The sequence below is a fragment of the Novosphingobium sp. UBA6272 genome (assembly GCF_002440635.1).
Classification (GTDB): Bacteria; Pseudomonadota; Alphaproteobacteria; order Sphingomonadales; family Sphingomonadaceae; genus Novosphingobium.
Map to the genome: position 1 here is coordinate 55,070 of NZ_DJUW01000033.1, position 24,380 is coordinate 79,449.

Annotated in this window: 17 protein-coding genes; 8 read left to right on the plus strand and 9 right to left on the minus strand. The window is 62.5% G+C overall.

Annotated elements, in window-relative coordinates; translation table 11 throughout:
* Positions 1 to 105 precede the first annotated feature (105 nt).
* A complete protein-coding gene (locus B2V17_RS15290; RefSeq protein ID WP_292999158.1) occupies positions 106 to 2,847 on the minus strand; it encodes a TonB-dependent receptor in 2,742 nt (913 codons plus the stop codon).
* A 310-nt stretch (positions 2,848 to 3,157) separates the two neighbouring features.
* On the opposite strand from B2V17_RS15290, the gene B2V17_RS15295 reads away from it, so the two are divergent.
* From B2V17_RS15295 to B2V17_RS15315, 5 genes are all read left to right on the plus strand, one after another.
* Positions 3,158 to 5,098: a S9 family peptidase gene (locus B2V17_RS15295; protein WP_292999160.1), complete on the plus strand. Its 1,941-nt coding sequence runs from the start codon at positions 3,158 to 3,160 to the stop codon at positions 5,096 to 5,098.
* Between the two features lie 192 nt (positions 5,099 to 5,290).
* A complete protein-coding gene (locus B2V17_RS15300) occupies positions 5,291 to 7,093 on the plus strand; it encodes a DNA methyltransferase (protein ID WP_292999162.1) in 1,803 nt (600 codons plus the stop codon).
* A 368-nt stretch (positions 7,094 to 7,461) separates the two neighbouring features.
* Positions 7,462 to 8,244 carry a phosphoribosylaminoimidazolesuccinocarboxamide synthase gene (purC, locus tag B2V17_RS15305; RefSeq protein ID WP_292999164.1) on the plus strand — a complete coding sequence of 261 codons (783 nt, stop codon included), beginning with the start codon at positions 7,462 to 7,464 and terminating at the stop codon, positions 8,242 to 8,244.
* Complete coding sequence (locus tag B2V17_RS15310) at positions 8,244 to 8,798, plus strand: DUF924 family protein (RefSeq protein ID WP_292999166.1); 555 nt, start codon at positions 8,244 to 8,246, stop codon at positions 8,796 to 8,798. The genes purC and B2V17_RS15310 overlap by 1 nt, the downstream gene beginning before the upstream one ends.
* Before the next feature lie 52 nt (positions 8,799 to 8,850).
* Positions 8,851 to 11,724, plus strand: coding sequence for a M16 family metallopeptidase (locus tag B2V17_RS15315; RefSeq protein WP_292999168.1), 2,874 nt, complete (start codon positions 8,851 to 8,853; stop codon positions 11,722 to 11,724).
* 103 nt (positions 11,725 to 11,827) lie between these two features.
* Here B2V17_RS15315 and B2V17_RS15320 read toward each other — a convergent pair whose 3' ends face one another.
* Positions 11,828 to 14,482 carry a TonB-dependent receptor gene (locus B2V17_RS15320; protein ID WP_292999170.1) on the minus strand — a complete coding sequence of 885 codons (2,655 nt, stop codon included), beginning with the start codon at positions 14,480 to 14,482 and terminating at the stop codon, positions 11,828 to 11,830.
* Positions 14,483 to 14,664: 182 nt separating this feature from the next.
* The gene (locus B2V17_RS15325; RefSeq protein ID WP_292999172.1) at positions 14,665 to 15,186 is read right to left on the minus strand and encodes a hypothetical protein; all 522 of its coding nucleotides are present in this window, start codon (positions 15,184 to 15,186) and stop codon (positions 14,665 to 14,667) included.
* A 210-nt stretch (positions 15,187 to 15,396) separates the two neighbouring features.
* Here B2V17_RS15325 and B2V17_RS15330 point away from each other — a divergent pair, with 210 nt between their 5' ends.
* Entirely contained in the window at positions 15,397 to 16,074 is a 678-nt protein-coding gene (locus tag B2V17_RS15330; RefSeq protein WP_292999174.1) for a response regulator transcription factor, read from the plus strand.
* 1 nt (position 16,075) lies between these two features.
* Here the strand turns inward: B2V17_RS15330 and B2V17_RS15335 are convergent, their stop codons facing one another.
* Positions 16,076 to 17,878, minus strand: coding sequence for a vWA domain-containing protein (locus tag B2V17_RS15335; RefSeq protein WP_292999176.1), 1,803 nt, complete (start codon positions 17,876 to 17,878; stop codon positions 16,076 to 16,078).
* A 201-nt stretch (positions 17,879 to 18,079) separates the two neighbouring features.
* Here B2V17_RS15335 and purS point away from each other — a divergent pair, with 201 nt between their 5' ends.
* Both purS and purQ read left to right on the plus strand, forming a co-directional pair.
* Entirely contained in the window at positions 18,080 to 18,316 is a 237-nt protein-coding gene (purS, locus tag B2V17_RS15340; protein ID WP_292999178.1) for a phosphoribosylformylglycinamidine synthase subunit PurS, read from the plus strand.
* Complete coding sequence (gene purQ / locus B2V17_RS15345) at positions 18,313 to 18,990, plus strand: phosphoribosylformylglycinamidine synthase subunit PurQ (RefSeq protein WP_292999180.1); 678 nt, start codon at positions 18,313 to 18,315, stop codon at positions 18,988 to 18,990. Before purS ends, purQ begins: the two co-directional genes overlap by 4 nt.
* Here purQ and B2V17_RS15350 read toward each other — a convergent pair.
* The 5 genes from B2V17_RS15350 to B2V17_RS15370 form a co-directional block, all read right to left on the minus strand.
* Positions 18,987 to 21,296 (minus strand): putative bifunctional diguanylate cyclase/phosphodiesterase, encoded by a 2,310-nt coding sequence (locus B2V17_RS15350; protein WP_292999301.1) that lies wholly within the window; start codon positions 21,294 to 21,296, stop codon positions 18,987 to 18,989. The two genes, purQ and B2V17_RS15350, sit on opposite strands and share 4 nt — an antisense overlap.
* A gap of 112 nt (positions 21,297 to 21,408) precedes the next feature.
* On the minus strand, positions 21,409 to 21,795 hold the full coding sequence (locus B2V17_RS15355; RefSeq protein ID WP_349679981.1) for a GFA family protein: 387 nt from the start codon (positions 21,793 to 21,795) through the stop codon (positions 21,409 to 21,411).
* A complete protein-coding gene (gene glmS / locus B2V17_RS15360) occupies positions 21,792 to 23,615 on the minus strand; it encodes a glutamine--fructose-6-phosphate transaminase (isomerizing) (protein ID WP_292999184.1) in 1,824 nt (607 codons plus the stop codon). The genes B2V17_RS15355 and glmS overlap by 4 nt, the downstream gene beginning before the upstream one ends.
* On the minus strand, positions 23,616 to 24,011 hold the full coding sequence (locus tag B2V17_RS15365; protein WP_292999186.1) for a PIN domain-containing protein: 396 nt from the start codon (positions 24,009 to 24,011) through the stop codon (positions 23,616 to 23,618).
* A complete protein-coding gene (locus B2V17_RS15370; protein ID WP_292999188.1) occupies positions 24,008 to 24,370 on the minus strand; it encodes a ribbon-helix-helix protein, CopG family in 363 nt (120 codons plus the stop codon). Before B2V17_RS15370 ends, B2V17_RS15365 begins: the two co-directional genes overlap by 4 nt.
* Positions 24,371 to 24,380 lie beyond the last annotated feature (10 nt).

Here is a 24,380-nt window from a genome sequence, read left to right on the forward strand (position 1 = left end):
CTTCCTATCGGCGGCGCCCTGCGAACTCAATTGCCGCGCCACATACAAAAAAGGCAGGGCGGCATGAACCGCCCTGCCTGATTTTTGCCCGACGGCGAAGTTCGATCAGAACTTGCCGCGTACGGTCACGCCAAAGGTCCGCGGTTCGGCGAGGAACTGCGAGAACAGCTGGCGGCCACCCGGATAGTTGCCGGCGTCGTTAAACGGCGCGGCAGTGGTCCCGGCCTGGAACGGCGTGTTGAAGGCAACCTGAGCATAGTCGACGTTGAACAGGTTCTGCACCCAGAATTCCAGCGACCATTTCTGGTCGGCGCCACGCAGGCCAACGCGGGCGTTGACCAAGGTGTAGCCGTCCTGGTTCTTCTGCGGGAACAGGTCAGAACCGGTGTTGTAGTCGGTGCTGGTGCGGCTATCGACATAGAACAGCGCCGAAAGGCCGCTGTTGCCGATATCCGGGGTCCAGGCGACGCTGGTGGTGATGACCATTTCCGGCGCGTTCGACATGAACTGACCAGGCAACCTGCGCAGTGCCGGATCGAGCGGGGCGCCAGCGGCATTGCCGACCAAGTTCTCACGATACTTGGTCCGGGCATAGGTAGCCCCGGCAGTTGCGCGGAAGAACGGCGACGGCGTAAATGCGCCTTCGAGTTCCAAGCCCTGCGCGCGCACGCCATAACCGACGTCGCCCGACGGGCAGGCCCCGGTCGCAGCACTGGCATCCCGGTCCAGCCCGCCAAGGCTCGACTGGCAGCCGTTGATGTTCTGCACCAGGAAGACCGTGCCGTTGAACGTGTTCAACTGGAAGCTGCTGAAGTCCGAACGGAACAGGGTGATCCCGCCGCTGAACATCCGGCCCGAGATCTTCGCACCGAGTTCGTAGCTGTTGACCAGTTCAGGCGCGAACTGGAGTGCACCGACCAGCGCCTGGGCCCCGCCCTGGCTGGCAAAGCTGAACGTCGGGCTCTTGAGCGCCGAACGATCAAGGTTGAAGCCGCCAGCCTTGTAGCCGCGCGAATAGCTGGCGTAGACCATCAGATCGTCGGTCGGACGATACGAGAGGTTGGCCGTGCCGGTCCATTCGTCTTCGCTGCGCTTCGAGGCGATCGAAACACCGTTCAGTTCGGCAGTCGAGTTGCCCTGGCACGACAGGCCGATCAGCGCCCCGGCCAGCGCACGGGCGGTGGCGTTGGGGCTGGTCAGATCGTCGGTCACCAGGCCCTGCACGGTGGTGCAGACGGTGTTGTTGTTGCCGAAGGTGGCGCCGAAGTCCTTCTTGTCGTTGGTGTAACGAACACCAAGCGTCAGATCGAGCTTATCGGTAATGTGGAAGATGTTGTGGGTGAACAGCGCCCAGTTCTTGTCGTGCTGGCGATATTCATCCGTGGTCGAACCCAGGTTGTTCAGGCCATCGAGCGCGGTGAAGGCCGCAACGATGTCCGGACCCGAAGCGCCGGTTGCACCGGCCAGGGTCGCCGGACCGACAACCGGGGCGACGCACGACGGGCTGGTCGGCGAATAGAGCCCGGCCAGACCGCCGCCCGAGATGATGCGGCAGGTGGCAAAGCGGCCATACTGGCTGCCGAACTTCAGGTTATCGCGCGCGGTCAGCTTTTCGTCGGCATAGAAGCCGCCGACCAGCCAGTCGAGCTTGCCGCCAAAGGCTTCACCCTGCAGGCGGAATTCCTGGGTGAAGGTGTGGAACTGGCGATAGATATCGTCGCTCGGCGTGCGATACTGGATGTCGACCCGGCTGTAGTCGGTGTCGCTGCCCTGGCCCGAACGGTATTCGCGGTAAGCGGTGATCGAGGTCAGCGTCGCGCCGCCCAGATCCCACTTGATCTCGCCCGAGAAGCCATAATCCTTGGTCTTGCCTTCAAAGCTGCGACCGGTGTTGACGTAGATCGTCCGGTCGTAACCGGCGTTGAAGCCGGCCAGCGGCTGGCCCAGATCGCGCAGCACGTTGATGATGTTGTTGCCGTTGGTCTGCAGCGGGGTCAGCGGCGTCGACGGGTTGTTGAGATCGCCGATGTACTGGTTGACGCTGCGGTCAACATAAACCGCGGCGCAGCAGCGTTCCTTGCGCCAGGTGTAGTCGGCGATCAGGCGGACCGTGAGGTCGCTCGAGGGCTCCCACAGCAGCTGGCCGCGCAGGAAGAAGCGGTTACGATCGTTGACGTCGATGTTGTTCTGCGGATCGGTGTAGAAACCGTTGCGGCTGACATAGACGCCGTCCACGCGGGCTGCCAGCTGTTCGCTGATCGGACCGGTGACCGAGGCCGAGGCGCGCATGAAATCATAGTTGCCATAGGTCAGTTCGCCCGAGGCGCCGAACTGGAACTGCGGCTTCTTCGAATAGATCGCGATCATCCCGGCCGACGAGTTGCGGCCACCGAGCGTGCCCTGCGGGCCGCGCTGGACTTCGACGCGGTCGATCTCGCCCAGTTCGTTGAGGCCGATGCCCGAACGCGAGCGATAGACGCCGTCGATGAATACCGGAACCGAGCTTTCGAGACCGGGGTTGTCACCCACGGTGCCGATCCCGCGGATACGGGCCGAACCGTTGGCTTCCGAACCGGTCGACGAAACGATCAGCGACGGAGCAAGCTGGTTGAGCTGGCGGATGTCATTGGCACCGCTGTTGGCGAGGGCATCGGCGTTGACCGCCGAAATCGCCACCGGCACATCGGCCAGCGCCTGGGCGCGGCCCTGGGCCATGACGACGATTTCGCCCTCTTCGGCAGCTTCTTCATCGGCCGGGGCAGTGTCTTGAGCGAATGCCGGGGTGACCGGAATCAAAAGCAGGGCAGCGGCAGATACGCCGGCACCCAAGACGGAACTGAACTTCATGGTTCTCTCCCTGTAAATCAAACCTAACGCATCCTGGGGAGGACTAGCGTGGAGGAGCCGTATTTGGGGGCGGCTCCATGATTTGTGCCAATAGACCAGCAGACTCGACTGTCAACGCACTGCGGCCGCGCGTTCGACGAATGGTCGAGGATAGTGGGTGAACGGCAACACCTGCCCCAAGGAACAGGTCTAGCGGCCTTTTCAGCTTTCCATGGGGACGTCATGGGCAGTTCGTCGATTGCGCGGTTGCGGTTCGCGCCCGTCGTGTAACTGTTGTGGCAACCTATTAAGCCAAAGGGGACCTTCTGAAATGCGCCATCTGTTTTTAGCTTTTACCGCCCTGACCATGCCCGCCTTGGCACAGGCACAGGAAGCCGCGCCCGCTTCACCCGCCGCAGCCAAACCGGCCGCGCTGGTTGCCGACGGCATACCGGCCGTACCGCTCGATCTGGTCGATGCGACCCGGCCCTACATGGAATTCCGCACCGCCGGCTTCGTCGATTGGGATCCGGTGACCAAGTCGATGCTGATCTCGACCCGGTTCGGCAACGTATCGCAGCTGCACAGCGTCAAGGGTCCGGGCATGGCCCGCACCCAGATCAGCTTTGAGCCCGAACCACTGGGCGGCACCTATCTGCCGGGCGACGGCACCATGATCGTCAGCAAGGACAAGGGTGGAAACGAATTCTACCAGCTCTACACCATGAAGAACGGCAAGCTGACGCTGCTGACCGACGGCAAGAGCCGAAATGGCCTGAATGCGGTCAGCCTCGACGGCAAGTGGATCGCCTACAGCTCGACCCGCCGCAACGGGACTGACAATGACCTATACGTGATGGACCCGCGCGATCCTGCGACCAACCGGCTGGTCAAGGAAGTCACCGGCGGCGGCTGGGCTCTGGCCGCTTTCACGCCGGACAACAAGAACGCGGTGGTCGCCAACTATGTTTCTGTCACCAAGACCGACCTCTATTGGCTCGATCTCGCCAGCGGGGCGATGAAACCGATCGGCGATCACAAGAAGAGCATCGCCTATGGCGGCGGGCGGATCGCCCCCGATGGCACCCTGTGGGTGACCAGCGACGAAGGCAGCGATTTCCAGCGGCTCGGCACGCTCGATCCCAAGACCGGCAAGTTCACCGCCAAGAGTCCCGAACCCAAGTGGGATGTCGAAACCTTTGACATCGCCGATGACGGCAGCTTCATCGCCTATACGATCAACGAAGCCGGGGCCTACAAACTCAAGCTGATGGATCCCAAAAGCGGCGCGGTGCGTGAAGTGACCGGTCTGCCCAAGGGGACGATCGGCGGGGTCGATATTGCCCCATGGGGCGCGATCGGGCTGACCGTATCCTCGGCCAAGGTTCCGGCCGATGCCTATTCGGTCGATCCGCAGAGCCTTGCCGTCACCCGCTGGACCTTCAGCGAAACCGGCGGGCTTGATCCCGCGGTCAACGTCGAACCCGAATTCGTCGAGGTGAAGAGCTTTGACGGCGAACCGGTCAGTGGCTTCCTCTATCGTCCCGATCCGGCGAAGTTCCCTGGCAAGCGTCCGCTGATCGTAAACATCCACGGCGGACCCGAAGGCCAGTCCACCCCCGGCTTCCGCGGGCGGACCAATTACCTGCTCAACGAACTGGGCGTGGCGGTATTCTATCCCAACGTCCGCGGCTCGACCGGGTTCGGCAAGCGCTTCGTCAGCCTCGATAACGGGCCGTTCCTGCGCGAAAATTCGGTGAAGGACATCGGCGCGTTCCTTGACCGGCTGGAAGGCGACGCCGCGATCGACAAGGACCGCATCGCGGTCCAGGGCGGGTCCTATGGCGGCTACATGTGCTATGCCACCGCGATCCGCTATGGTGGGCGCTTCAAGGCAGCGGACTGCATCGTCGCGATCAGCAACTTCGTCACCTTCCTGGAAAACACGCAGTCCTACCGCCGCGACCTGCGCCGGGTGGAATATGGCGACGAGCGCGATCCCAAGCAGCGCGCCAAGCTGCTGGAAATCAGCCCGCTGACCCAGATCGACAAGCTGGCGATCCCGCTGCTGGTCGTGACCGGCGCCAATGACCCGCGCGTGCCCAAGAGCGAGGCCGACCAGGCCGTCGCCGCAGTCCGCGCCAAGGGCCGCAGCGCCTGGCACCTGGTCGGGATGAACGAAGGCCACGGCTTCGGAAAGAAGGAGAACGCCGACTATCAGTTCTGGGTCGAGCTGATGTTCTGGAAAGCGAATTTGCTGGGCGGGAAGTAGGGCGGACTGGCCCGCCATACTTCGGCCAGAGCAAGTAGCGCCCGCCTTCCGATGGGATGGCGGGCGTTGCCGCCCAAGGTCAACCCGTCGGCTTTGGTGCAATCTTTCCGGGAAATCGTCACCCTGAACTTGTTTCAGGGTCCATTTCACCGCATTACCCAGCGCGTAGTGTAATTGCCGGAGTCAGCCCAAGTGCCGCAGAACGAATTGTATTACGGCGATAACCTTGACGTGCTGCGCCGCAAGATCGCCAGCGAAAGCGTCGATCTGTGCTATATCGACCCACCGTTTAATTCAAAGCGCAACTATTTCCAGATCTACAACAATCAGGGCAGCGAAGATGCGGCCCAGGCCCAGGCCTTTGTCGATACGTGGAACTGGGGCGATGAAGCCGCGGAAGGGCTGGAATACATTCTGGATATCGAACGGCTGCATGGCCATGTAGGCCAAACGCAATGGACCGAACAGACCGTTGAACTGATCCGCGGGCTGGAAAAGGTGCTGGGGCGCGGCAGCCTGCTGGCCTATCTGATCCATATGACCCTGCGGATCGTTGAAATCCACCGGGTGCTTAAACCGACCGGCAGCTTTTACCTGCACTGCGATCCGACTGCTTCGCATTATCTAAAACTGGTAGTGGATGCGGTGTTCTGTGGTCAGGGCGGATTATTCCAGAACGAGATTATCTGGAAACGGACTGGTCATCACAGCCCCCGCTCATCGTTCGGCCCAGTTCACGACACGATTTTCTACTACACAAAGTCACAGCAGTTTTTGTTCAACATCGTGCGGAAGCCCTACATGAAAGGGCACGTCGATACGCGGTACAAACGTCAGGCTGATGGTCGCTACAAGTTTAGCTCCGGCGGCAACGTCTTGACCGGGGCCGGTTGGACCGAAGGTCCATCGGGCGAAGTTTGGAGAAGATTTGATCCGAAGCGCACCAACCGACACTGGGCAGTGCCTTCGTTCTATGACGAACTGATGCCGCCTGAATACAAGCAACTCAATAGCATCCAAAAGCTTGATGCTCTTTTCGAGCAAGGGCTTGTCGAGGATGATGGGAAGTCAGCTTGGCCTATCATGGTTCGCTATCTCGACGAGCGTGACGGCACAGCAATCAATGACGTTTGGGCTTATCAGGCTTACACGGAGGGCGTGGTCTTCGGGACTAAAGGCGGAATAGATGAGGATGTGAAACCGCTGGGACCGACGGACCCCGAGCGGCTGGGATACCCCACGCAAAAGCCAGAAGGCCTGCTCGAACGCATCATCAAGGCCAGTTCCAACGAAGGCGACACTGTGCTCGACGCCTATTGCGGCTGCGGCACCACTGTCGCGGTCGCCCAGCGCCTCAACCGGCGCTGGATCGGGATCGATATCACTTATCAGTCGATATCGCTGATCCTCAAGCGGATGGAGGACCGGTACAAGGACGATTGGCCCGCGATCGAAGCCAGCATCAAGCTGGACGGCGTGCCACGCGATCTGGAAAGCGCCATGGCCCTTGCCAACCGCAAGGATGACAAGACCCGCAAGGAGTTCGAAAAGTGGGCGATCCTGACCTATTCGAAGAACCAGGCGCGGATCAACGAGAAGAAGGGGGCCGATGGCGGGATCGACGGGATTGCCTATTTCCTGAAGGACAAGGGCGAGAACGGCAAGGCGATCTTCCAGGTCAAAAGCCGCCCCGGCACCCGCGCCGACCTCGCCACGCTCAATTCAGACCGCATCCGCGAAAAGGCCGAGTTCGGCTTTCTGATCTGCACCAGCTTGCCGACCAAGCCGATGCGCGACGAAATTGCCGCCGCTGGTAAGTACAAGCATCCGCTGCTTGACCGGGAGGATGACCGGTTGCAGGTCGTGACCGTGGCCGAGCTTTTCGAGCGGCCAGACAGGCCGGCTGTCCGCCTCAACCTGCCGATGGCACGCAGCGATGCGGTGAAGAGCGCGGCAGCGAAGGGAGATGAGGACAAGCAGATGGACCTGCTCTGAGCGGACTATTTCGCTGTCCTACACCGCCCCGTCCTGTCACACTGCCGGCCCCTCTCCCGTCAGGACCGCCGATGCCCATACTTCCCACGACCCCGTCCGCCGGTTCCCGCCTCCCCGGCGACGCGCCCCAATCCGGAAGTTTACACCCCCAAATCCACAAAGCCGCGCAGGGCCTGCGTTTCGGGTCGATTTGGGCCAGGTTTCACCCCTCGTTCCGTGTCCACTTGTCCGCCCAGCCACCGCGTCCCGAGCACCACATTGCACCCCCCGCCCAAATCGCGTAAGGCGCTGGAAACCGCCCCGGCCGCGCGAGTCACACTGACCCGCAACTGCCGGGGCTTGGCTTTTAGCGCATAAGGAAGCTCCCCATGTCCCGTCGCCGCCAGATCTACGAAGGCAAGGCCAAGATCCTTTATGAGGGTCCCGAGCCGGGCACGATCATCCAGTATTTCAAGGACGATGCCACCGCCTTCAATGCCCAGAAGAAGGGCACGATCAACGGCAAGGGCGTGATCAACAACCGGATCAGCGAATATGTCTTCACCCGCCTGAACCACATCGGCATCCCGACCCACTTCATCAAGCGGCTCAATATGCGCGAGCAGCTGGTCCGGCAGGTCGAAATCGTGCCGATCGAAGTGGTGGTGCGTAACGTCGCGGCCGGATCGATTTCGACCCGGCTTGGCATCCCCGAGGGCGAGCCGCTGCCGCACACCCTGATCGAATACTACTATAAGGACGACGCACTTGGCGATCCGCTGATCGCCGAAGAGCACATCGCCTGCTTTGGCTGGGCATCGAATGAGGAGATGCAGGACATCTCGGCGATGGCGATCCGGGTCAACGATTTCATGTGCGGGATGTTTGCCGCGATCAACATCCGGCTGGTCGATTTCAAGCTGGAATTCGGGCGCCTGTGGGACGGCGATTACAGCCGGATCATCCTGGCCGACGAGATCAGCCCCGATGGCTGCCGTCTGTGGGACATGACCACCGGCGAAAAGCTCGACAAGGACCGCTTCCGCCGCGATCTGGGCGGTGAGGAAGAGGCCTATCAGGAGGTCGCCCGGCGGCTCGGCCTGCTCGAAACCGATAACGGGCCGAGCGAAGTGTTCGACCTTTCGGCGCACCGCAAGCTGCGCGGGAAGTAATGGCCCTGCCCGCCGCGGCAGAGATCATCGCCTTCTGGCGCGAGGCCGGACCGCCCAGGTGGTTCGCCAAGGACGACGCGTTCGATGCCGAGATTGCCCGGCGCTTTGCAGAGGCGCATCACGCCGCGGCGCGGGGTGAGCTGGCGGATTGGCAAGCCAGCGCGGAGGGCGCGCTCGCGCTACTGCTGCTGCTCGACCAGTTTCCGCGCAACCTGTGGCGCGGTTCGGCCCATGCCTTCGCCACCGATCCGCTGGCCCGCAGCCTGGCCCGCGCCGCGCTGGATGCCGGGCATGATCAGGCCGGCGATCCGGCGCTGCGGGTGTTCTTCTATCTGCCGTTCGAGCATTCGGAGAATCTGGCCGACCAGGACCTGAGCCTCGCCAAGTGTCAGGCTCTGGATGCCGAAAGCGGCAGCACCTGGAGCGAGTGGGCAGCGATGCACCGCGACATCATCTTGCGCTTTGGCCGCTTCCCGCACCGCAACGCCTGCATGGGGCGCGAAAGCACGGCGGAGGAGCTGGCGTTCCTGGCGGAGGGCGGCTTTTCGGGCTGACCCGCCCCGACGGGCACTTGCCCTGCGCCCCGCAATCGGCCACCAAGCCACCATGCAAAACCGCAAGCTGCTGTTCGTCCTTTCGATTTCCACCCTGGCCCTCGCCGCCTGCGCCCCGCAGGTCAAACAGGTTGCCAGCACGCCGCTGCCCGAAGGGACCTGGGCCTTTGAGCAGAGTGACGTTCCGGTCGATCCCGGCTATCGCTTTGGCCGCCTGCCCAATGGAATGCGCTATGTTATCCGCCAGAACGCCACGCCCAAGGGCACGGCGCTGGTGCGGCTGCAGATCGACGCCGGCGCCTTGGACGAAAGCGATGCCGAGCGCGGCTTTGCCCACTATGTCGAGCACATGGCCTTCAACGGATCGACCAACGTTCCCGAAGGCGAAATGGTCAAGCTGCTGGAACGGCACGGGTTGGCCTTCGGCGCCGATACCAATGCCTCGACCGGGTATGATCGCACCACCTACAAGCTCGACCTGCCGCGCAACGATCCCGAACTGCTCGACATCGCGCTGATGCTGATGCGCGAGACGGCGAGCGAGCTGAGCTTTAACCCCGGTGCGGTCGATCGCGAGCGCGGGGTGGTCCAGTCGGAAATGCGCGATCGCAATTCCTATGCGCTGAAGGCCTATCAGGACCAGATCGAGTTCCTGCTGCCCGGATCGCACCTCTCGCGGCGGCTGCCGATCGGCACGGCGGAATCGCTCGCCAATGCCAGTGCCGAGGGGCTCAAGGGCTTCTGGCAGCGCGAATATGTGCCGCAGCACGCGACGGTCTATGTGATCGGCGATTTCGATGCCGCGCTGGTCGAGCAGAAGATCAAGGATCGCTTCGGCAGCTGGAAGCCGGCCAAGGTCGATCCGATGCCGAAGGTCGGCCCGGTGACGCTGGAGGCCAAGGGGCAGGCCGATGTCTACATCGATCCGGCGCTGTCGGAACGGGTCAGCGCCAGCCGCAAGGGGGCCTATCTGGTCGAGCCGGACAGCCTTGCCCAGCGCAAGGAGAACCTGCTGCGCCAGGTCGGCTATGCGATCATCAACCGCCGCCTGCTGCGCCGCACGCGCGAGACCGACGCCCCGTTCCGCAATGCCAGCTTCGGCACCAGCGACGTCTTCAAGGAAGGCCGCGCGACCGAGCTTTCGATCGATACGGTCGACGGCAAGTGGCGGCGCGGGATGATCGAGGCGGCGCTCGAATATCGCCGGGCGATGACCTTCGGCTTCACCCCCGAGGAAGTGGCAGAACAGGTCGCGATCATCCGCACCGCCCATGCCAATGCCGCCAAGGGCGAGGCGACCCGCAGCAATGCCCAGCTGCTCGGCGCGGCCGAAGCGCTGGTGATCAATGAAAAGGTGCCTGACACCCCCACCAACTCGCTCGACCGGCTTGAAGCATACCTGCCCGAAGTGACGCCCGAAGCGGTCCAGGCTGCATTGAAGCGCGAGACCGTCCCGCTCGACGATCCGCTGCTGCGCTTCCAGGGCCGAACCCCGCCAGCCGGAGGCGGCAAGGGGCTGCAACAGGCCTGGGCCGAAGCGATGGCCGCACCGATCCGTCCGGCCGAGCGCAAGGTGGCGGGCAGTTTCGGCTATACCGATTTTGGCCCGGCCGGCCGGGTGGTCAGCGACACGGTCGAACCCCTGCTGGGGATCCGCACGATCCGCTTTGCCAACGGCGTGCGGCTCAACCTCAAGCGGACCGAACTCAAGCAGGACCAGGTGCTGATCCAGATTTCAGTCGATGGCGGCAGCATGCTGGCTACGCGCGAGAACCCGCTGGCGACCCAGATGATCTCGGTCCTCGCGGTCGGCGGGCTGGGCAAGCACAGCAAGGACGAGCTCGATTCGCTGCTCGCCGGGCGGACCGTTTCGGCCAACTTTGCCGCGACCGACGAGACTTTCGTGGCGACCTCGGCCACTACCCCGCGCGACCTGGAGTTGCAATTGCAGCTGATGACCGCGCAGGTGACCGATCCGGGTTACCGCAAGGAAGGCGAAACACTGTTCCTGCAGTCGATCAACAATCTGTTCGCCAGCCTGCGGGCGACTCCGGGTTCGGCGCTCTCGGCCGATGTCGGCGGGATCGTCTCGGATAACGATCCGCGCTTTAGCCTGGGCAAGGTCGAGGATTACCGCAAACTGACCTTTGCCGGGCTGAAGCAGGATACTGCTGACCGCTTCCGCAACGGCGCGATCGAGATCGGGATCGTCGGCGATATCGATGAGGCCGCGACTGTGGCAATGGTTGCCCGCACCTTTGGCGCCCTGCCCCAGCGCGAGTCCGATTTCCGCCCCTATGATGATCGCCGCGACCGCCCCTTCACCAAAGATCGCAGCCGCAAGGTGCTGCGGCACACGGGTGCCAAGGACCAGGGACTTGTCACGTTCATCTGGCCGACCCGCGACGGCGAGGATCTGAATGCCGCCTTGCAGCTCCAACTGCTCGAACGGGTTATGCGGATCGAGATTACCGACACGCTGCGCGAGAAGCTCGGCAAGGCATATTCCCCCGGCGCGAGCAGCAATGCCTCGCGGACCTGGAAGAACTACGGCACCTTCTCGATCAACGCCTCGGTCGACGTCAAGGAAGTGCCCGCGACTCGCGCGGCAATGCTCGAGACGGTCGGTACAATGCGTGATGCGCCGGTTACTGACGACGTGCTGACCCGCGCCCGCGAGCCGCTGCTTGAAGGGCTCGACAACTTGCTCAAGTCCAACGCCGGCTGGCTCAGCTTTGTCGACCGCGCCCAGACGGAGCCCGAGCAGATGGAACGCTATGCCAAGTCGAAGGACTTGCTGAAGGCGATCACCCCAGCCGAACTTCAGGCCCTGGCGAAGACATACCTCAGCGCAGAGTCGGCGCTGGAAGTCGATGTCTTGCCCGAAGGGGTAGACGATCCGGTCACGTCCGCGCCGAAGAATTAGACCCTCCCTCCCCTGCTGGCGCTGGCCGTTATTCCAGCGGAAAAAAGAAGGGGCGGAGTGCCTGGCACCCCGCCCCCGTTCAGGGAGGAACTGAAAAAGTCGATCAGAACTTCAGCGACGCGTCGATCCCGAAGGTGCGCGGCATGTTGAAGTTGCCGTAATCACCCAGGATGCCGCTGACGCTGCCGATCTGGGTGATGTTGGGAACACCAGCAACCGCGGTCGATTGCACCGAGGGCAGGCTGTTCGACGGATCGCGGCGATAGACCAACTGGTTGTCAAACAGGTTGCGGCTCCACAGCCCGATGTTGAGCTTCGGGCCGCCCGACAGGTCGATGTCGATCAGCGAAAGGCGGGCGTTGACGATGAATGATTCGTCGGCCTTGGTCGCGAACTGGTCAAAGCTCTGGGTGGCCTGCGAGTAGTTCGCATCGACGTGGAACTTGACCTTGGTGTCACCCGAACCAACTGGAATTTCATAGTCGACCGAACCGCTCGCGGCGTTGCGCGGGGTATAGACGATGTAGAACTTCTGCAGCACGGTGGACGAATTGCCGGTCGGCACGCCGGCCGAGGTGAATTCGCGGTAGGTCACCGGGACCGCCGGAATATCGGTGTAAGTATAGGCGTAGGACAGGTCGAACTTGAGGCGATCGGTCGGCTTCACCGTCAGGTCGACTTCCACACCGCGGATCTTGGTCGTGCCGGGGGCATTGAAGGTAACCAGGTTGTTGAAGTTGCCGGTTGCGGTCGGCTGGATGGTCGAGAGGTCGACCTGGCTGCCCTTGCGGTCCATCATGTAGGCCGCAACATTGATCCGGGCGCGGCGGTCGAAGAAATCGGCCTTCAAGCCAACTTCATAGCTCTTCACGTCTTCCGGATCGAAAGCGCGATAGTCAGACGTACGCGAGCTGGCCCCGCCGGCGCGATAGCCGGTGGCATATTTGACATAGCCGTGGACCGAGCTGCTGAAATCGTAAGCCACAGTGGCCATCGGATTGAAGCGGTTCCACGACTTGTCGAGCGGGGTGTAGCCATTGATTGCGGCGGTGGCGGGGCTAGTGATGTAGTTCACGCCGCGCGAGAACAGCAGTTCGCCCTTTTTCTTGTCATTGGTGTAGCGCCCGCCAACGGTCACGTGCAGCGCATCGGTCGGGTTCCAGGTAAGCTGACCGTAGGCAGCATAGCTCTTCGAGAAGACCCGCGAAGCCCGGTCGATCGAGCAGCCCTGGACTGCGTTGCCCAGCGTAGGATTGGGCGCGCCCGTGCAGAACGGGATCGGCGCGAAATTGACACCGACAACCGTTGCTCCGCTCAGCACGGCAATTGCGCCCATCGAGTTCGGAGTGGCGGCATCGTCGCGAACGCGTTCGTTGAAGTAGTAGAGCCCGAGCACATAGTCGACCTGACCGATCGACCCGACGGCCTGAAGTTCCTGGCTGAACTGGCGCTGGAACAGGTCGGCGCGGCTATAGCGGCTGAACGCGCACGGAGTGGCTGCGCTGCAGGCCGCTGTAACGTTGAACACCGGAACGCGGTGCAGACCACCGGCGTTGTCGTTCTGCTCGACCTCAACCCCGCGCCATGCGGTGATCGAACGCAGTTCGAGTTCGGGGCCGAACTTCCACTTTAGGACGTTGGTGAAGCCAAAAGTCTTGTCGACCGTGAGCTTTTGCGGAACGCCGATGTCGGCCTCGCGCATCAGGGTCTGGCCATTGACCACCACCCCGGGAGTGAGCGCACGGATCGTTCCCTGGGTCCCGATGAAGTTGGTGCCCGGCGTGACGCAAGTGCTGCCGCTGGGGATGGGAAGCGGCGCGAGGTTCGAACCACCGCCGACACAGTTGTTCGGGTTATAGTTCAGCAACTGGCTGTAATATGGCGAGTTCTCGTCATGAGCCATATCGAACGAAAAGTCGTTGGTAAGCCCTTCGAACGGCTGCCAGCGAACGGCAGCGCGCAGACCCTGGCGGTCAAACTGACCCCAACCAGCCTGACCCGGTAACGGGTTCTTGGTCACCGGACCCTGATGCGCGACAACGGCGTCGAACTTGAACGAGAAGCCAGCAATCGTCGGGATGTTCAAGTGAACCCCGGCGTTGTAGCTGCCCAAGCTTCCGAAACCGCCATCAACCCGTCCACCGAATTCGCCGGTCGGAGCCTTCGAGATGATCGAGACTGCGCCGCCTTCGGTGTTGCGGCCGAACAGGGTGCCTTGTGGCCCCTTGAGCACTTCAACCCGCTCGACGTCGAACAGGCCGGTATTGAGGCCATGCTGGCGGCCCAGATAGACGCCATCAATGTAGATGCCGACACCCTGTTCACGCGCGGGCTGGTTGGCGTCGAGCGGAACAATCCCGCGGATACCGACGGTCAGCGCCGACTGACGCGATTCGAACGGTGCGACGCGCAGGCTAGGAATGCCGCCATCGGCAAGGTCCATCAGGCTCTGAACCTTGCGTTCGCGGATCGTTTCCGCGCCCATCACCGAAATCGAGATCGGGGTGCGCTGCAGGTTGGTTTCGCGCTTGGTCGCGGTTACAACGATGTCAGTCAGACCACCGCTATCCTCGTCAGCGGCGGCGGATTCGGGGCTCGGCTGGTCCTGATCGGCAGTGGCGTCGGCACTGGCGCCGTCAACCACAACACCTTCATCCGTCAGGGTGACGGCGGCCTGGGCGGCCTGGCCATTGAACAGGCCAAGCGCAACAGCGAGCGCAAGGGCGGAAGCGGACGAACGCGAAAACTGGCGGTTCATGATAAATCCCTGAGTCATTGTGACATGTGTCCGATGCCGGACCAGGGAGTGAGAAGCGGCCGCGACTCACCCCCGGGATCGGCCTCAGGGCCGCCTCTAGGATTCGTCTGTGTCGCTTGTGCGTAGGTTGAGAGTCCGCAATGTGTCAGCAATCTGACACGGCGACGACCCTGGCTTTCAACTCAGTCGAGCCGGGCGCTGGCAAACAGCGCCAGCCAGGCCTTGCGGGCTTCCGGGGTGAAACCGTCCTTGCTCATCGCGCCGAGCAGGAACAGCGAGGGCTTGCCTTGTACGATTCGATAGAGCGCCGACTGCGGATAGCTTGACGGGCAACCCTGCGATTGCCGTTCCAGCGTGATCGAACCTTCATCCTGCGCGATGACAGTGAACCGGCTGGGGCACTGCGCATCGGCCTGGCGCTGAAGCTCGGCCATCCAGTCAGCCGGGGCCGGAACCTTGGTATCGGGCTTGCGGGCAATGATAATCATCGCCTCGGTCCAGCTCTTGGTCGACTTGCCGCGCACGACGACCAGATCGGTCACATAGGCCGGATTCTTGTCGTTGAAGGCGATCAGGTCGGCATTGCCGCTATCAAAGGCCTCCTTCAGCGGCTGGTAGATGCGATGATCGAACACCAGCTTGTCGGCCAGCGCCGGCGTGGCAATGCCGAGCAAGGCAAGCGCAAGGAAGAGGCGTGAGCGCATGATGGTTCCCTCGATTTTGCTGGGAATCTATACCTTTCCAGGCCGATCTTCACCCATTTAGATATGACAATAACCTGACACTCATTTGACAGACGCAGTTGTTCCGCAGGGTTCGCGGCTGACCGCAACCAACCTGTCATATTTGCATCACAAAACCGTCACCTCGACACGGCATTGTCGCAACCTAGCCAGACTGATTCCGCTAGCGTTATGGACAACCAGACCACCCTGCTCCTCACCTCCACCCCGCCTGCCCTGGTCGCCGATCTGGTGCGCCGTCGTCCGGACTGGGAAATCGTGGCTCTTGAAGAAGGGCCGCCCGAAGCTCCGCTGCCCGGAAAGGTTTGGGGATTCGTCGATTGGTTGTGCCCTTCCATGTCCGGGCTCGAAATGTGCCGCAGGCTGCGTGAAGCGCCCGCCACCCGCTCTTCGCACCTGACCCTGGTGCTGGAGGATGCCAGCCCCGACGCCAAGCGCCGGGCCTTGCAGGCCGGGGCGGATGACTATCTGCCTGGGCCGCTCGATGCCGCGCGGATCGTCGAACGGGTCGAAGGCCTGGCTTCAAGCAGCGCGCCGACCCGCCACCGTCTGACCAACGGCGCGATCCTGCTCGACCGCGCGGCCTATCAGGTCCGGATCAATGGCGAGCCGGTGCCGATGCGCCCCAACGAGTTCCGTTTGCTTGCGCATTTCATGGAACATCCTGACCAGGTATTCAGCCGCACCGCGTTGATCGAACACCTCGGCAAAGACGGCGAAGCGATCGACGAACGCACGGTCGACGTCTGGGTAGGCCGCCTGCGCCGCGCACTCACCGCCAATGGCGCGCCCGATCCGCTGCGGACCGTGCGCGCCATGGGCTATGTCATGGACAGCGCCTCCAGCTAGCTCAGTCCAGCCGCGGCTTACGCAGGATCAGCTCACTCCCGCCGTCTGGGGTCTTGAGGTAGATCCGGTCGCCTTGCAGCCGGTAGTCGAACACCAGATCGACATCGACCAGCCGGACCTGACGCTCATTGACCTGTACGTTCTGGTAGACGTCATCGCCCTTCTGCCGGGACGTGATGAATTCGCCGTCCTCGGTGAATTCAACGGTATCGCCACGGGCAATGTCAATCAGGCCGTTCTGGCGCACCACTTCCCATTCGCCCTTCAGCGCCAGCGGACGCAATTCCTTGGGCATCTCGCCCTGGAAACCGGCGACATAGGCAGCGCGGCTGCGCAGGCCGCCGACCAGCTTGGTTTCTTCCTGCATGCCCGGCAGTTCGCTGGCATCGAGGCGCCGCGAAAGGCCGTCGATCAGATTGAAGGCCACCTTCTTGTCGCCGCCCTGGTGATAGCCGTTCAGCGCGGTCTGGAGCGTGGTGAACTCGTCGACAAGGAAGTGCGCCTTGCGCAGCGGCACCGGTGCTTCGCCCTGCGGCAGGGCCACGGCAATACGGTCCTCACCGACCGCGCGGCTGCGTCCATCGGTGTAGCGCAGCGATCCAGTCAGCAGCGGCGTGTCGGAAGCCAGTTCTGCTTCGGGCAAGTTTGCATGAGCTCCGTCCTTGCCCAAGGTCACGTAGATCCCGCCGCCGTTGCTGGAAAGGAACGCGGTAGGAATGGTCACCTTGACCGTGCCTTCCGGGGCACTGCTCATCAGGCCATCGGGCACGCCGAACACGCCGGTGATCCGGTAGCCCTTGGGCGGGGTCAGCGCGAGATCGATATCGTGCGCGACCTCGCTGACCATGTTGTAGAATTCGCGGTCGAAGATGGCCTTGGCCGAACCCTGATTGTCGACAAAGAACAGGTTCCCGCCGCGCACGCTGGATACCTTGGTAGCCAGTGCCGCATCGAAGTGCACCCCGACCCCGAAGGTGGTGAGCCCGATTCCCTTGGCCGATCCGCCTTCGGCCTGGCCAATGAAACCCTCGGCGCTGGTATCGCCGACATTGGGGTTCTCGTCGGTGAACAGCATGACCCGGGTCTTGCCGTGGCTGCGGGGCAGTTCGGCCTCGGCCATCGTATAGCCGGCCTCCAGCCCTTCCTCCATCGCGGTCGAGCCTTCGATCTCGATCCCGTCGATCGCCTTGCGGATCATGCCCTCGTTGCCGGCGAACTCGGTCATTTCAAGGTGCGTTTGCGGTTCGGAGCCATAAGTGATGATCCCGATCCGGTCGCCCTTGCGCAACTTGCCAACCAAGGTGTGGAGCGCGCCCTTGACCTGCGAAATCGGCCAACCACTCATCGAGCCGGAGCGGTCTACCACAATCACCAGGCTGACCGGCTCGGCCTTGTAGGCTTCGGCATCGATGTTGCTGGCAAAGCCAAGGCCGACGAACCACTTGTCATCGGGGCGCAGCGGCAAGGCGGCGGGCATTGCCGCACCGGTCAGGCAGAAGGTCTGCTTGCAAGGGCTCCGTTCGGGCAGGGTCAGGTCATGCTCGCCCATCAACCCTTCCATGGTCAGGCTGAAGGTCTGCGGCAGGAAATCGCCGTCGAGCGAGACCCAGCGGAAGTGGCGAATATCCTGCGCCCCGCCTTGCCGGACCGAAGTTGCGGTTACGACGATGCTGCTGTTTGCGTCGTCCTCCTCCTCGGCCTGGCTATCCTGCGCGGCGGCTGGCCAGGCGGCCATTGCCATCGCGATGCTAAGGGTGATTGCGAGGCCCGTTTGACGGGTCCGCGATAGACGGTTGTTTGCCATGTCTTCGCCTCCTCTTGCTTTGATCGACTCGAGGCTGACATGAAACGTTATAACGTGCAAATCATTCCATTTTGCAACTTTCATTCATGTTATCAGTGCCCTTCTCACTCCGGCTGTGAATCCCCGCAGCTCGCGGCTTGCCCCCGGCGGCTGGCGGCGGCATAGGCGCGGCAACCGAATCCCCAGCGAAAGGCCCATGCCATGAAGGTCCGCGTGTTCGTCTCTCTCAAGAACGGTGTGCTCGACCCGCAGGGCCGTGCGATCCACCACGCGATCGAGGGTCTGGGCATCCACGGTGTGCAGGATGTCCGCGCCGGCAAGATGATCGAGCTTGATGTCGACGACACTGTCAGCGACGAACAGCTGGATACCATGTGCAAGCAGCTGCTCGCCAACATGGTGATCGAAAACTACCGGATCGAAAGGTTGGCGGCATGAGCTTCCGCAGCGCGGTCATCACCTTCCCCGGATCGAACTGCGACCGGGACATGGCCGACGCGCTCGAAAAGGTCTCGGGCACTGCCCCGCACCGCGTTTGGCACGCCGACGCCGAACTGCCTCAAGGCCTTGATTTCATCGCCTTGCCCGGCGGCTTTTCCTATGGCGACTACCTGCGCTCCGGCGCGATGGCCGCACGCAGCCCGATCATGCAGGCCGTGATTGCCGCCGCAAATCGCGGGGTTCCGGTGCTGGGCGTCTGCAACGGCTTTCAGGTGCTGACCGAAAGCGGCCTGCTGCCCGGCGCGCTGCTGCGCAATGCCGGGATGAACTTCGTCTGCCGCGAAGTCGCGTTGACGGTTGAGAACAGCCAAAGCCTGTTTACCGGCCGCTATAGCGCCGGCCAGACGATCACGATCCCGGTCGCGCATCACGATGGAAATTACTTCGCCGACACCGAGACGCTTGACCGACTGGAAGGCGATGGCCGCGTGGCGTTCCGCTATGGTGAGGACGTCAACGGTTCGGCCCGGGGCATCGCCGGTGTTCTGAACCCGGCCGGCAACGTGCTCGGGATGATGCCGCATCCGGAACGGATGATCGAGGCGGAACAGGGCGGCACCGATGGCCGCGCGCTGTTTGAAAGTGCGCTGAACGCGCTGGCCTCAGCCTAACCGGCGTTGGCCTGACGCAGCTGCGAGCCCTGGAACAGGCCGCGCGCTTCGGTTGCGCCCATAGGCCGGCCGAAGTAATAACCCTGGATCTTGCGGCAACCCAATTGGCGGATTACCTCAAGTTCATGCTCGGTTTCCACGCCTTCGGCGGTGGTCGACATCTCCAGACTTTCGGCCATGGCCACAACGGCACGGATGATCGCCAGGCTTTCCGGATTACCCAGCGCTGCCCCCGTCACAAATGAGCGATCGACCTTGATCGTCGAGAAGCGCAGGTTGCGGATATAGGCGAGCGAGGAATAGCCTGTCCCAAAATCGTCGAGCGCGATCCCGCAGCCCAGTGACATGATCTGTTCGAGCGCGGCCCGCGCAGTGCTGGAATCGCGCACGAAAATTGATTCGGTCACTTCGATCTCAAGCCGCTGGGCCGGCAAGCCGCTGGAGCTGAGGGCAGTCACTACGCTTGAGATAAAGCCTGGATCGAGCAACTGCTCACCTGACACGTTGACCGCAACCTTGATGTTACTTGGCCAGCGCACCGCCTCGCGGCAAGCCTCGCGCAGAACCCATTCGCCGATTGGCACGATCAGGCGAGTATCTTCGGCAAGAGGAATGAACTTGGCCGGGCTGACAAAGCCGTGATCCTCGCTGTTCCAGCGCAGCAGCGCTTCGAAGCTGACAATGGTTTCGTCCTTGGCATCGACCACCGGCTGATAGTTCAACATCATTTCGCTCTTTTCGAGCGCGCGGCGCAGCGAGAATTCCAGCTTACGGCGTTCTTCGGCCTCTTGGTGCAGCGAAGGCTCGTAACCGTGGTGGACCCCGCCGCCTTCTTCCTTCGAGCGGTAGAGCGCAAGGTCGGCATTGCGCATCAGCGTCTCGACCGTGGTGCCGTCGCGCGGACCGATCGCCGAGCCAACCGAAGCACCGATGTAAAGCGTGTGATGCTCGACTTCATACGGGCGTGAGAGCAGTTCGATCACTGCATCGGCAACACGGACAACCCGGTTGTGATCGGATGCGTCGCGGATCACGATCGCGAATTCATCGCCGCCCAGTCGGCCGACCAGTTCGTTGTCGGTCATGATCGACTTGAGCCGTTCCGATACGCGCGCCAGCAACTGATCGCCGATCAGGTGGCCCAGCGTGTCGTTAACCGACTTGAACCGGTCGAGGTCGATCATCAGGAAGGCGCAGCGGGTGCGCCACTGATCGGCATAGCGCATCGCTTCGCCCAGCGCCTCGGTCACCATCATCCGGTTGGGCAGGCCCGTCAGGGTATCGTAACGCGCCATGTGCGCGATTTTCTCGCTCGACTCACGCTGTTCGGTTACGTCCGAACCGACCCCGCGGAATCCGTCGAAGTTGCCGTCCTCGTCCAGTTTTGAGGTGCCCGAAAGCTCCCACCAGCGTTGCTGGTTGTTGATCGTCACCCGGACCAGCAGGTTTGAAAAGCTTTCGCGCCGTTTGATCCGCTCGGCCAGGTCATGGAGGCTTGATGGGAACTGGCCGGTGTCCCAGGCCGGACCTGCGATCAGCTGGATAAAGGGTTTGCCTTCGATCTCGTCGGGCGACAGCCCCAAGGCAAAAGCAAATCGCGGGCTGGCCGAGCGTACCCGGCGCGAAGGATCGATTTGCCACAACCAATCGGCCTCGCCCTCTTCGAATTCACGGAGGAGCATCGAGACGACTTCGCTTTTCTCGGCCATGGCGGATTCGGCGATCCGGGCGGTCAGGAAGAATCGCGCGTTCTCAATCGCGCCAAGCCCGACGATTACCATAAATACCAAAGACAGCAGCGCCATTTCGATCGAGCCGCCGAACAGGAAGCTGACCAGCGCAGCCCCACCGACGATCGCAGCAAACAGCAAGTTGCCAAGCGGCACGGCCGGAAGGAGCATCGCCGATGCCGTCATCAGCATGGCGCAGACCGCCCAAAGTTCAAGCTGCGCGGACGGTGGACTGAACGGCGCAAATGTCGCCAGCGGCACCACCCAGACCAGCGCATTGCCGATCGAACTCAGCGTCTGGCGATTGACCTCCTCCTTGGAAATGCGCCGCCGATCGGCATCTCCGAGGGCCTTGTCGATCTTGGCACCATAGAACAGGCTGGCCGCCAATACGGCGATCCAACCGATCAATGCAGCGATATGGATTGAGCCGTAGTAGAGCCGCAGCACGCCAAGCGCGGCGATGCCGTGGGCCAGGCCGCGTGCGACCGTGTTCCGCGCCAGACTGGAGTACTGCAAGCCACGCAGCCGCCCCCAATCCCCTTCGGCGGGATCGGTCAGACCGAGAACCGCCATGACCGGCAGGCTTCTGGGCAACGTGGACGAGGCGGTGTCAGGCTTGCTCACGCGCCCTGATTAGGATGAAATTGTTAGCGCCCCGTAAAGTTTACGAGGCGAAAACCGTAATTCAGGTCGGTCGTGCGGTTTGATCGAGCAAGGCACGAGCCTGTTCCCAATTGCGACCGTCGAATGACTGTACCTTTGGTTCAAGGCCATGGCCCGGATCAAGGCAGCGGAAATTGATGCTCCATGCACCAGGGTGGCTGCGCGGCTGATAAAACGCTTTGATCCCGCAGGTCTTACAGAACAGGTGCTCCGCTGCGCGCGTACCGAAGCGATAAGACTGCAAAGCCTCCTCACCGCACAGAAGCGCAAAATCCTGATGGCGTACAATCAGATGCTGAAGGCCAGACTTGGCGCAGATCGAGCAATTGCAATCCAGCAGTTCCACCGGTGGCTCAACCTCAACAGCAAAGCGTACCGCGCCGCAGTGACAGCCGCCCTCCAGCCTCACTCGACGGTTACCGACTTGGCCAGGTTGCGCGGCTGATCGACATCGGTGCCCTTCACGCAGGCGACATGGTATGCCAGCAATTGCACCGGCACGGCATAGACCAGCGGGGCGATCAGGGGGTGGACTGATGGCATCTCGATCGTAGCCAGGCAGCCCTCACCAGCCTCATCGATCCCGGCTTTGTCGCTGATCAGCACCACCTTGCCGCCACGCGCGCGGACTTCCTGCATATTGCTGACGGTCTTTTCGAACAGCGGACCTGAGGGCGCGAGGACGATCACCGGAACCGCCTCGTCGATCAGCGCGATCGGGCCGTGCTTCATTTCACCCGATGCATAACCTTCGGCATGTATATAGCTGATTTCTTTGAGTTTCAATGCACCTTCCAAAGCCAGCGGATAGTCCTGCCCGCGGCCCAGATAGAGCACGTCGCGGGCCGGGGCGATCAGGTGGGCCATGGCCGCGATTTCGTCGTCGTGGGCCAGCGCGGCGTTGAGGCTGGCGGGGGCTTCGAGCAAGTGCTTGACCACCTCGGCCTCTTCGGCACGGTTCATCCGCCCGCGCTTGACCGCCATATGTGCGGCGAGCGCAGCAAGCACCGCGAGCTGGCAGGTGAAGGCCTTGGTCGAGGCAACCCCGATCTCCGGCCCGGCATGGGTCGGCAGCAGCAAGTCGGCCTCGCGCGCCATCGAGCTGGTGGGAACATTGACCACCACCGCGATGGTCTGGCCCTGCGCCTTGCAGTGGCGCAGCGCGGCGAGCGTGTCGGCGGTCTCCCCGCTCTGCGAGATGAACAGCGAGAGCCCGCCCGGCTCCATCACGGGTTCACGGTAACGGAACTCAGATGCAAAATCGATGTCGGCGGGCAGGCGCGCGAACTGCTCGAACCAGTACTTGGCGACCATCCCGGCGTAGTAGCTGGTCCCGCAAGCGACGATGGTGACGCGGTTGATGCTGGAGAGGTCAAAATCGAACTGCGGCAGTGCGACGGTCTGATCCAGCTGGCGGATATAGCTGCGCAGCGTTTGCGCCACCACGGTCGGCTGCTCGAAGATCTCCTTCTGCATGAAGTGGCGGTAGTTGCCCTTCTCGATCTCCGCCGCCGAAGCGCCCGAGGTGGTAACCTCGCGTTCGACCGGCTGGTTGTCCTTGTCATAGATCTGCGCGCCCTCGCGGGTCACGATCACCCAGTCGCCTTCTTCGAGATAGGTGATCTGCTGGGTCAGCGGGGCGAGCGCCAGTGCATCGGAACCGAGGTATGTCTCGCCATCGGCATGGCCCAGCACCAAAGGCGAGCCCAGCCGCGCGCCGATCAGCATGTCGGGATGTTCGCGGAATGCGATCGCCAGGGCAAAGGCCCCGCGCAGTTGCGGCAGCACCGTCTTGACCGCGTCGGCGGGGGACAGCCCGGCCTCGACCTGCTCGGAAACCAGATGCGCGACCACTTCGGTATCGGTCTCGCTTTCGAAGGTCCGGCCGCGCGCGGTGAGCGACTCCTTCAGCTGGCGAAAGTTCTCGATGATCCCGTTGTGGACCAGCGCGAGGTGTTGGGTGGCGTGCGGGTGGGCATTGGCCGCAGTCGGCGCGCCGTGGGTGGCCCAGCGAGTGTGGGCAATCCCGGTAGTGCCTGGCGCCGGATCGCGGGCGAGTTCGCGCACCAGGTTCACCAGCTTGCCCGGCGCGCGGCGGCGGATCAGCTGGCCTTGGTGGACCGTACAGACGCCCGCGCTGTCATAGCCGCGATACTCCATCCGCCGCAGGCCATCGACCAGCCGGTCCGCTACCTGTTCCTTGCCGACGATGCCGATAATGCCGCACATTTAGGTCAGACCTCGCTCTAGACTGTAGGGTACGCGAATGCCGGGCATTTGCGCGGGAAAATCTCTGGTGTTGCGCGTTATCAGAACCCGCCCGCGAACTTGCGCCGAAGCAAGGATGATCGCGTCTGGCGACTTGAGACGGGGTCGCTCACGGCGCAATGAAGCCGCACGAAGCGCGATTTCTTCGTCGACCTCATCGACACTGAACCGTGCGAGAAAGCGCATCGCTTCACGCAATGTGGCATCACTGCCTTTCGACAGAACTTCGACCCATGCCATCCGGCTGACCCAGATGCGAGCACCGCTGGCCCCTGCGCGCCTGATTTCCGCATGAGCTGGTGGATGATCCCAAAGCGCATCGATCAGGATATTGGCATCGAAGCTGTAGCCACTCATGCAGCGTTCTTCTTGCGCTTGGCCGCCGCTTTGGCTTGAAGCGCGAGATAATGCGCTCGCTCGCGATCATCGTATTCGTCGAAGCAATCGGGCGATTCCGCGCGTACTTCCTCGTAATCATCGTCCCAGGGCCGGGTCCATTCGGCGCGGCGCTTGCGGTCGTATTCAACGGGATCGAATTCAATTCCATGCCGCGCCCACAAGCCAAATCCAGCCTCGAGCCAATCGTCACCGCCTTCAGCCCGATAGGCCTGTACCGCCTCACGCAGCACCGAGGCGCGCGACTTGCCCTGCTCGGCCGCACGGGCATCGAGCCACTTGATGTCTTCATCGGGCAGATCGGCGAGGATTCGAGTCATTGATATACTG

Coding starts and splice junctions, on each gene's coding strand:
- B2V17_RS15365 (WP_292999186.1), bottom strand. CDS start 24,011: ATGAGTGGCTACAGCTTCGATGCCAATATCCTGATCGATGCGCTTTGG.
- B2V17_RS15315 (WP_292999168.1), top strand. CDS start 8,851: ATGCAAAACCGCAAGCTGCTGTTCGTCCTTTCGATTTCCACCCTGGCC.
- B2V17_RS15350 (WP_292999301.1), bottom strand. CDS start 21,296: ATGGCGGTTCTCGGTCTGACCGATCCCGCCGAAGGGGATTGGGGGCGG.
- purC (WP_292999164.1), top strand. CDS start 7,462: ATGTCCCGTCGCCGCCAGATCTACGAAGGCAAGGCCAAGATCCTTTAT.
- purS (WP_292999178.1), top strand. CDS start 18,080: ATGAAGGTCCGCGTGTTCGTCTCTCTCAAGAACGGTGTGCTCGACCCG.
- B2V17_RS15370 (WP_292999188.1), bottom strand. CDS start 24,370: ATGACTCGAATCCTCGCCGATCTGCCCGATGAAGACATCAAGTGGCTC.
- glmS (WP_292999184.1), bottom strand. CDS start 23,615: ATGTGCGGCATTATCGGCATCGTCGGCAAGGAACAGGTAGCGGACCGG.
- B2V17_RS15290 (WP_292999158.1), bottom strand. CDS start 2,847: ATGAAGTTCAGTTCCGTCTTGGGTGCCGGCGTATCTGCCGCTGCCCTG.
- purQ (WP_292999180.1), top strand. CDS start 18,313: ATGAGCTTCCGCAGCGCGGTCATCACCTTCCCCGGATCGAACTGCGAC.
- B2V17_RS15310 (WP_292999166.1), top strand. CDS start 8,244: ATGGCCCTGCCCGCCGCGGCAGAGATCATCGCCTTCTGGCGCGAGGCC.
- B2V17_RS15335 (WP_292999176.1), bottom strand. CDS start 17,878: ATGGCAAACAACCGTCTATCGCGGACCCGTCAAACGGGCCTCGCAATC.
- B2V17_RS15295 (WP_292999160.1), top strand. CDS start 3,158: ATGCGCCATCTGTTTTTAGCTTTTACCGCCCTGACCATGCCCGCCTTG.
- B2V17_RS15330 (WP_292999174.1), top strand. CDS start 15,397: ATGGACAACCAGACCACCCTGCTCCTCACCTCCACCCCGCCTGCCCTG.
- B2V17_RS15320 (WP_292999170.1), bottom strand. CDS start 14,482: ATGAACCGCCAGTTTTCGCGTTCGTCCGCTTCCGCCCTTGCGCTCGCT.
- B2V17_RS15325 (WP_292999172.1), bottom strand. CDS start 15,186: ATGCGCTCACGCCTCTTCCTTGCGCTTGCCTTGCTCGGCATTGCCACG.